Origin of the sequence: Psychrobacter immobilis (assembly GCF_904846175.1) — a bacterium.
Classification (GTDB): domain Bacteria; phylum Pseudomonadota; class Gammaproteobacteria; order Pseudomonadales; family Moraxellaceae; genus Psychrobacter; species Psychrobacter immobilis_E.
Window position 1 is genome coordinate 1 of sequence record NZ_CAJGZM010000019.1, and the last position, 6,482, is coordinate 6,482.

Consider the following 6,482-nt stretch of genomic DNA (forward strand, 5'->3'; position numbering starts at 1 on the left):
GGTAAGATGTGTATAGTGTTTCATAACGTTCTGATATGTAGGAGTTGAAGTTTGAAATGCAACACGGCACATCTTACTCTTCAACTCATTCTTTTAAAACGTTGCACTTCTTATTTGAATCTAGGCCTTTTTAGTCCATCGAGCAGACTCATTTAAGGTAAACACTATTCGTGCTCTTTATTTTTTCTTATGTTTAAGGATGGTTGAGCTAACGGATTATGATAGTCGAGTTGAGACGACACTTGATGAATGCCGATTTTTAACCAACAAAACGCGCGAATTTTTAATTCAGTTTTTACCTGATGTAAATGAATACAGCTCTATACAGGACTTATTAAGCGCATTTGAGTCAATTCAGTCAGAAAACCTATATGAAGAATGGTTGCAATCAGACGACAATGAACTAGAAGAGTTTGTAGAAAAAATTCGTAGAAAACTGCATAAAGATGAAAAGGATGAAGAATGGACTGATAACGAGCTCGTTAATCATCGATTATCTAAGCACATTTATGAATTTGTTTTACCACTCGAAAATATATTACTTAAAAAATCAGGAATTACTCGGAACGTCTCTCGGTCGGGAAAGCCTGCTGTCATATCGTCTGATATTTTTGTTGATGAAATCACAGGAGATAGTACCTCAACTGTTTACAGTGTAAATATCATGCCAAATGATAATCAGACGTTAGAAACTTTTGAAACTGATGAGCGACAAGACGATATTAATGAAGCTGTTTTTGAAGTCTCACTTAATAAACCAATCTCTTATCATCTGGATATTGTGAACGCTCAACAACAAGTAAATATGCGTCGCAAACGCTCGATGTTACTAAATACAGATGTGCAGGTTGCTAAGCACTCCGAAATAAAGATCTTATTTAATGAGTTGTTTACAATTTTAAAAAGTAGCAACGTTGATTATACAGTCAATAGTAATGGCACTATTGAGCTAACTAATGAGCAATTAGAAGCAATATATATAATGATGACTTTACTCACAGGGAATACCGAATTCGTTCGATACAATGATTTAATTAAGCATTACGATCGGTACTGCATTGAATTTAGTTTTTCACCGACAAGAGCAGTGTTAGGAGATGAGTACAGCAGTGACCTCTCGATAACCAATAACGATAAACTAGAATTAACGTTACCATTTGCAGTAGGAGTTTTAGTAGAAAATATGCAAGACTCCCTAGTAGGTACAACACAAGAAAATTTACTTTTCTTCGATAACCTTGAAAAAGCAGCAAAAAATAGAATTAGTAAGATTAATAAGAAAAACAGTATTCGACTAACTTTAAATAAATTAAGAAGCTACTTAAAACATGTACTCTTTCATTCAGGTACTGATACAGCTGTGATTGATGTCATAACTCTTTCACCAATTCACCATTTATCTGCATTACCATATTTTGGCCTTACTAAAGCGGATACATATTATGCGCAATACCACTACTATGATCACCTTAGAGATCTAATTTTTTCAGAACCTACCAGTATATTAAAAAACGAATTAAGAGAAAACAATAAGCTATCGAAGTTTGATTTATTAGATTTTCCAGGCGATAGGTATGTTTATAAAGGCGAGCAGCAAATGGGAACAAAGCTGGCTCTGCAAAGCTCTCAAATTAAATCGAAATTAGTCACTCCAATAATTGAAGAACTCAAAGCCTTAAAACCTCATAAAAACCTAAGTATAAACAATTTCATTGAGTTTCATAACAAGTTGACGGACTATCTCTATCTTATTCTTGGCTTATCATCTGGTTATCGCCCTGTTATTGAGACGTTTGGACGTCTAAAAGATATCGATCTTGATACAGGTATGTATTTCATTTCAGATAAAGAAAATAGAATGGATGCACAAGGAAGATTCATTACCCTTCCCGAGATAGCAAGACTTCAATTACAATATTATCAAAACTACCTATATGAAAATATGAAGCTCTTTAATATTCAGCATAATCGACTTGGCAGATTACTATAGTCAATCCACAATAAAACTGGAACAACCCATATCATAAAATAGTTTAGGTAGATTATTCTCCATCCATCCTTGGCGTAGAAATTTTGCCTGTGCCCATTTCTTTTCAATGGGATTAAGATCAGGGCTATAGGGTGGTAGCCAAAGAATACGATGACCATGTCTGTTGAGTAGTTTTTGGATACGTCTGCTTTTATGAAACCGAGCGTTATCCATAACGATCACGCATTTAGTCTTGAGACTTGGAATTAGCGTGAACTTGCACCAGTCATAAAATATATGGCTGTTGATATTCTGTTCAAAGTAATCAAGCGCAAACAGCATCTTTTCATACAGAGCACCAATGACATTAGTACGCTTTTTTGCTTGCCAGTTGTAGCTGTCGATACAGGGTTTTCCTATCGGTGTATAGCCGTAAGGTCTTATAGTTTCAGCCTCAAAGCCGCTTTCATCCATATACACAATGGGATAGCCTTGCTGCGTAAAGCTATTGAGCTTACTCTGATAAGCCGCTCTTTTTATCAGGCAGGCTTTTGGATGTTCTAATGTCTTTTTTTTGACTGATACTAAGACGTTTTAATGCAGCTTCAATACCTGACTTGCTGCAACCTAAACGCTGTGCTCGCTCGTACATATAATCGTCTGGATGCTGTTCAACATCTTTCAATAAGGCTTCATTTGATATTTTAGTCGGTGCTTTATTTCTCGTTGTTTTAGGAACTAAGCTCTGCTGCCAGCTGTGGATCGAGCTTGTGCTAAGCTGATAAAAGTTAGCAGCTTCTCGAATGGTCATGCCGCCTTTAATGCTTCGTAACACTTGTTTGCGAAAGTCGATTGAATAGGTCATCGTTGATTTCACTAAATGAGTTGGTTATAAGTATTGTATCGGTTTTATCTAAGATTGACTATAGTAAAGACTACAAAGAAACATTTGGTAAAGTCTCTCCTAAATTTAAGGTAGCATCATTTAATGACGGACTTATCAAGCAAGTCAATCTAGCTGGTGTCTACGAGTTCAGCTCAAACAGCACGGGTTTTGGTCAAGATAACTACTGGGCAGGGGTTGGCGTTGATTTAAATTTACCGATTCCTGGTATGAAATATGCGTCTGCGACTTTGTATCATTCATTTAATGACGTTAAGCCAGATGACCAAAAAATCACGTTAACCGCTGCTTGGGAGCGTGATAAAGTGTTGGTTGATGGTTATGTTGATTTTGCTTTCAACAGTGATACTCTTGAAAATAACATTCATTTCAATCCTCAAGTTAAGTATAACTTGCAAGAAGCACTTGGTATTGATAACCGCTTAGAAGTTGGTGGTGAATATAGCTATTGGAAAAATAAATTCGGTGTCGATGGAGTGGACGAACATGCTGTTATGGCATTGGTGAAATACCACTTCTAAATTGTTACCAAGTCTAAAATTATCAATAAAAAAAGCCTCATTCAACTATATCTGTTGATTGAGGTTTTTTATGGGAATTGTTAGCCGCTTTATAAGCGCTGATAGCGTTGGCTGACACTTGCAATCAATGCCACCATCACTATACCCATGATGATAAGAATAATGGACATCATATGTGCTGCCTCATAATTTAGCGCTTCTACTTGCTCATAGATAGCAATCGAGACCACCTTAGTTTCCCCTGAAATGCTGCCGCCAATCATCAGTACCACGCCAAACTCACCAATAGTATGTGCAAAGCTTATTAAGCTACCAAGGACAATGCCTATACGTGCCTGTGGTAATGCAACCTGTATAAAGCGTCTAAACCGACTGGGCTCTAATAAGCTTGCGACCTCCATCACACTGGCTGGAATGCGTAAAAACTGGGCATAGACGGGCTGAACAAAAAAGGGCAATGAATAAATGATAGAGCCGATAACTAAACCCTCAAAAGTAAAGGTAAAGGCGCTGATATTGTATTGCAACAGCCATTTACCGATTCCGAAATTGGGGCTTAATAATAATAATAAATAAAAACCAATGACAGTAGGGGGTAAGACAAGCGGCATTGCAATCACACCCATCAGCATGATTTTGCTGCGCCCAGCGATATTACTACGGCTAGGCTTTGCTAGCCAATACGCCAATGGTGTACCGAGCAGTAATAGACACAAGGTGGTGATACCAGCAAGCTTGATACTGACCCATACAGGTAGCAGCATATCTAAAATGAGAGACTGAGATATCATGGCGTTGTTATCATCTACCTTTTATTCAATGGCTTGCTTATAGGGCATATTTATAGAAGGTTATTAATGCTGCTATGTTATTTAGAATACTTAATATTATGCTATAAAGGCGTACTTACAATGATCGCTTTAGCCGATTGTAAGTACGCCTTCGTTTATGAATAGCAATATAGAGAAAATAACAGAACATTCTATAGAAGTTCTTCTACAAATAATTTACTTAACTGCCAAATAACCGGCTTTAGAGAAGTAAGCTTGTCCAGCAGGAGAGCGCAGATAGTCAGTAAAGTCTGTCGCTGTTGCGACGTCCGTGATAACGATGCCGTCTTGTAAAATAGCAGGATAAGACTCTGGTGGTAAGGTATAGAACTGCTCAGGCGTCGCTTTAATTGCCGTTACTTGCGAATGCGCCACAAAGCCATAGTCGACACTACCAGTATGGGCATACTGGAACGCTTGACCGATATTTTCCGCTTGAATGATTCGCTTTTGCGCTGTTAAAGAGTCATAAAGGTTTTGTGATTGTAGATAGACTTTAGCGGATTCACCATAAGGCGCTAGCTCAGGATTAGCTATGGTAATTTTGCTCTTGTCATCGCTTTTGAACAGCTCAGTCAATGTAGTTTGATTCAGTCCAGCAAGAGATTTTGTGGCACTATAAACCGATAACTGACCTTGAGTATAAGTAAATGGCGTACGGCTTGTGTCGCCTTTAAACATCTCATCGACCAACTGCGCTGGGAATTCTTGATTGGCAGCCAAAAAGATATCGTACGGTGCACCTGAAGTGATTTGAGAATAGAGCTTACCTGATGACGCAAAAGTAACTTCAATCTCTTGGTCTGGCAGATTTCTATCAGCTTTGTAGCCTTCAATGATTTCAGGCAAGACGTCGGATAAGTTGGCTGCGGCAGCGATGCGGATTGCTTCAGTGGGCTGAGTGGTTGGCACAGTATCGTCAGTAACTACTTGAGCCTCATCAATGCTGGCTTCTTTGCTACAAGCACTTAATGCGAATGCCAAACAGGCAGACGCGCCTAATGTGACAATAGATTTCGTCACTTTACTGTCAGGCAGAAAAGAAGACCAATGGCTGACTGATTTGTTATGAGCGTTTAATAGCTTTGCTTTCATACTTTACTTCCTCAAATAATTAAAATAAAAAACAAATATCTATAAAAGTATATCAATATTTAAGTATGAATTACTTGTTTATAATAAGAATCTTAAGAATTGATTCAAGATATTTTGGTTAAAAAACTTATTGTTATTATCAAAATTTTGATTAAAGGTTATTTATTGAGTTGTCTAAATTAGCTCTTATTATTTAATTTCCTAACTTAACCATTATTACTGAGCCATTTAGAGGAATCATCTTGGTAATATTCTTGCTTCCAGACCGGAATGTCCGCTTTAATGGTATCTAGTATCCAGCGGCAGGCATCAAAGGCAGGGTAGCGATGCGCTGAGACGACGCCAACCCAAATGGCCACATCGCCAATCTCTAAAGCGCCAATACGGTGAATGGCAATTGCATGGGTAATCTCAAAACGCTTTTTTGCTTCTTCGATAATGACGCGACCTTGATTGATGGCAAGATCTTCATAACCGTAATAGGTTAAGCGATTGACGCTACTGGCATTATTATGGTTACGAACGCGTCCCTCAAAGCATACGAACGCCCCGCAGCTGTCATTATCAAGGGTTTTTTTAAGTCGATTTTCATCAATATCGATATCTAACAGTGCAAAACCATCGCGCTCAGCGATTAGATAAGCGTCATCAATGCTGTGCTTAATTTGCATGGACTGTCCATGTACTTGATCTGTCATATACATTTTCTCTTATTATTTTTAAGATTCTTAACGATATAAATGATATTTGAACGGTTTTAACCACCAGCGACTGGTGTAATAAAAACCACACTATCACCGTCAACAATCTCGTCTGTCCATTTGGCAAAGTAGTCATTGACCGCCACACGCAGTTCTGACTGTGGACGGCTAAAGCGATGCTTCTGGCATAGTTGCTCATATAAATCAGTTAATGAAGTCGACTGTGGCACAGTGATTTTTTCTTCATGACAATTGGCTTCATCAGCTAAGCTGGCAAAGTATAAGACAGTAATATTCATCGTGGTATTTATCTCTGAATCTGTATTTTTTTCTATCTTGGATTCAACATCGAAGTGCAACGCACCCGAAGCTAGATTTTACCTCAAGCGGTGTTCTAAACCCTAGCACCTTTCTAGGTCGATTATTTAAACTGTCTTCAATCGACTGAACTAAGTGCCTGCA

8 protein-coding genes are annotated in these 6,482 nt (G+C 38.1%); 2 read left to right on the top strand and 6 right to left on the bottom strand.

Features of this window, described 5'->3' with window-relative positions:
* Window positions 1–199 precede the first annotated feature (199 nt).
* Window positions 200–1,990 carry a hypothetical protein gene (locus JMW39_RS13035; protein WP_201547236.1) on the top strand — a complete coding sequence of 597 codons (1,791 nt, stop codon included), beginning with the start codon at window positions 200–202 and terminating at the stop codon, window positions 1,988–1,990.
* Here the strand turns inward: JMW39_RS13035 and JMW39_RS13270 are convergent, their stop codons facing one another.
* Together JMW39_RS13270 and JMW39_RS13275 are read right to left on the bottom strand one after the other, a co-directional pair.
* Window positions 1,991–2,512: an IS630 family transposase gene (locus JMW39_RS13270; RefSeq protein WP_227679532.1), complete on the bottom strand. Its 522-nt coding sequence runs from the start codon at window positions 2,510–2,512 to the stop codon at window positions 1,991–1,993.
* Entirely contained in the window at window positions 2,484–2,834 is a 351-nt protein-coding gene (locus JMW39_RS13275) for an IS630 transposase-related protein (RefSeq protein ID WP_227679531.1), read from the bottom strand. Before JMW39_RS13275 ends, JMW39_RS13270 begins: the two co-directional genes overlap by 29 nt.
* A gap of 2 nt (window positions 2,835–2,836) precedes the next feature.
* On the opposite strand from JMW39_RS13275, the gene JMW39_RS13045 reads away from it, so the two are divergent.
* Window positions 2,837–3,394 carry a hypothetical protein gene (locus JMW39_RS13045; RefSeq protein WP_201547238.1) on the top strand — a complete coding sequence of 186 codons (558 nt, stop codon included), beginning with the start codon at window positions 2,837–2,839 and terminating at the stop codon, window positions 3,392–3,394.
* An 89-nt stretch (window positions 3,395–3,483) separates the two neighbouring features.
* Here JMW39_RS13045 and modB read toward each other — a convergent pair whose 3' ends face one another.
* From modB to JMW39_RS13065, 4 genes are all read right to left on the bottom strand, one after another.
* A complete protein-coding gene (modB, locus tag JMW39_RS13050; protein ID WP_201547247.1) occupies window positions 3,484–4,185 on the bottom strand; it encodes a molybdate ABC transporter permease subunit in 702 nt (233 codons plus the stop codon).
* 216 nt (window positions 4,186–4,401) lie between these two features.
* Window positions 4,402–5,319, bottom strand: a complete 918-nt coding sequence (modA, locus tag JMW39_RS13055; protein WP_201547249.1) for a molybdate ABC transporter substrate-binding protein — start codon at window positions 5,317–5,319, stop codon at window positions 4,402–4,404.
* Between the two features lie 206 nt (window positions 5,320–5,525).
* Window positions 5,526–6,017, bottom strand: a complete 492-nt coding sequence (locus JMW39_RS13060; RefSeq protein WP_201547252.1) for a molybdenum cofactor biosynthesis protein MoaE — start codon at window positions 6,015–6,017, stop codon at window positions 5,526–5,528.
* A 59-nt stretch (window positions 6,018–6,076) separates the two neighbouring features.
* Window positions 6,077–6,319: a MoaD/ThiS family protein gene (locus tag JMW39_RS13065; protein WP_201547254.1), complete on the bottom strand. Its 243-nt coding sequence runs from the start codon at window positions 6,317–6,319 to the stop codon at window positions 6,077–6,079.
* Window positions 6,320–6,482 lie beyond the last annotated feature (163 nt).

Excerpts from the sequence above, each read along its gene's own strand:
- JMW39_RS13035 (WP_201547236.1), top strand. The coding sequence starts at position 200 with ATGGTTGAGCTAACGGATTATGATAGTCGAGTTGAGACGACACTTGAT.
- JMW39_RS13275 (WP_227679531.1), bottom strand. The coding sequence starts at position 2,834 with ATGACCTATTCAATCGACTTTCGCAAACAAGTGTTACGAAGCATTAAA.
- JMW39_RS13060 (WP_201547252.1), bottom strand. The coding sequence starts at position 6,017 with ATGACAGATCAAGTACATGGACAGTCCATGCAAATTAAGCACAGCATT.
- modB (WP_201547247.1), bottom strand. The coding sequence starts at position 4,185 with ATGATATCTCAGTCTCTCATTTTAGATATGCTGCTACCTGTATGGGTC.
- modA (WP_201547249.1), bottom strand. The coding sequence starts at position 5,319 with ATGAAAGCAAAGCTATTAAACGCTCATAACAAATCAGTCAGCCATTGG.
- JMW39_RS13065 (WP_201547254.1), bottom strand. The coding sequence starts at position 6,319 with ATGAATATTACTGTCTTATACTTTGCCAGCTTAGCTGATGAAGCCAAT.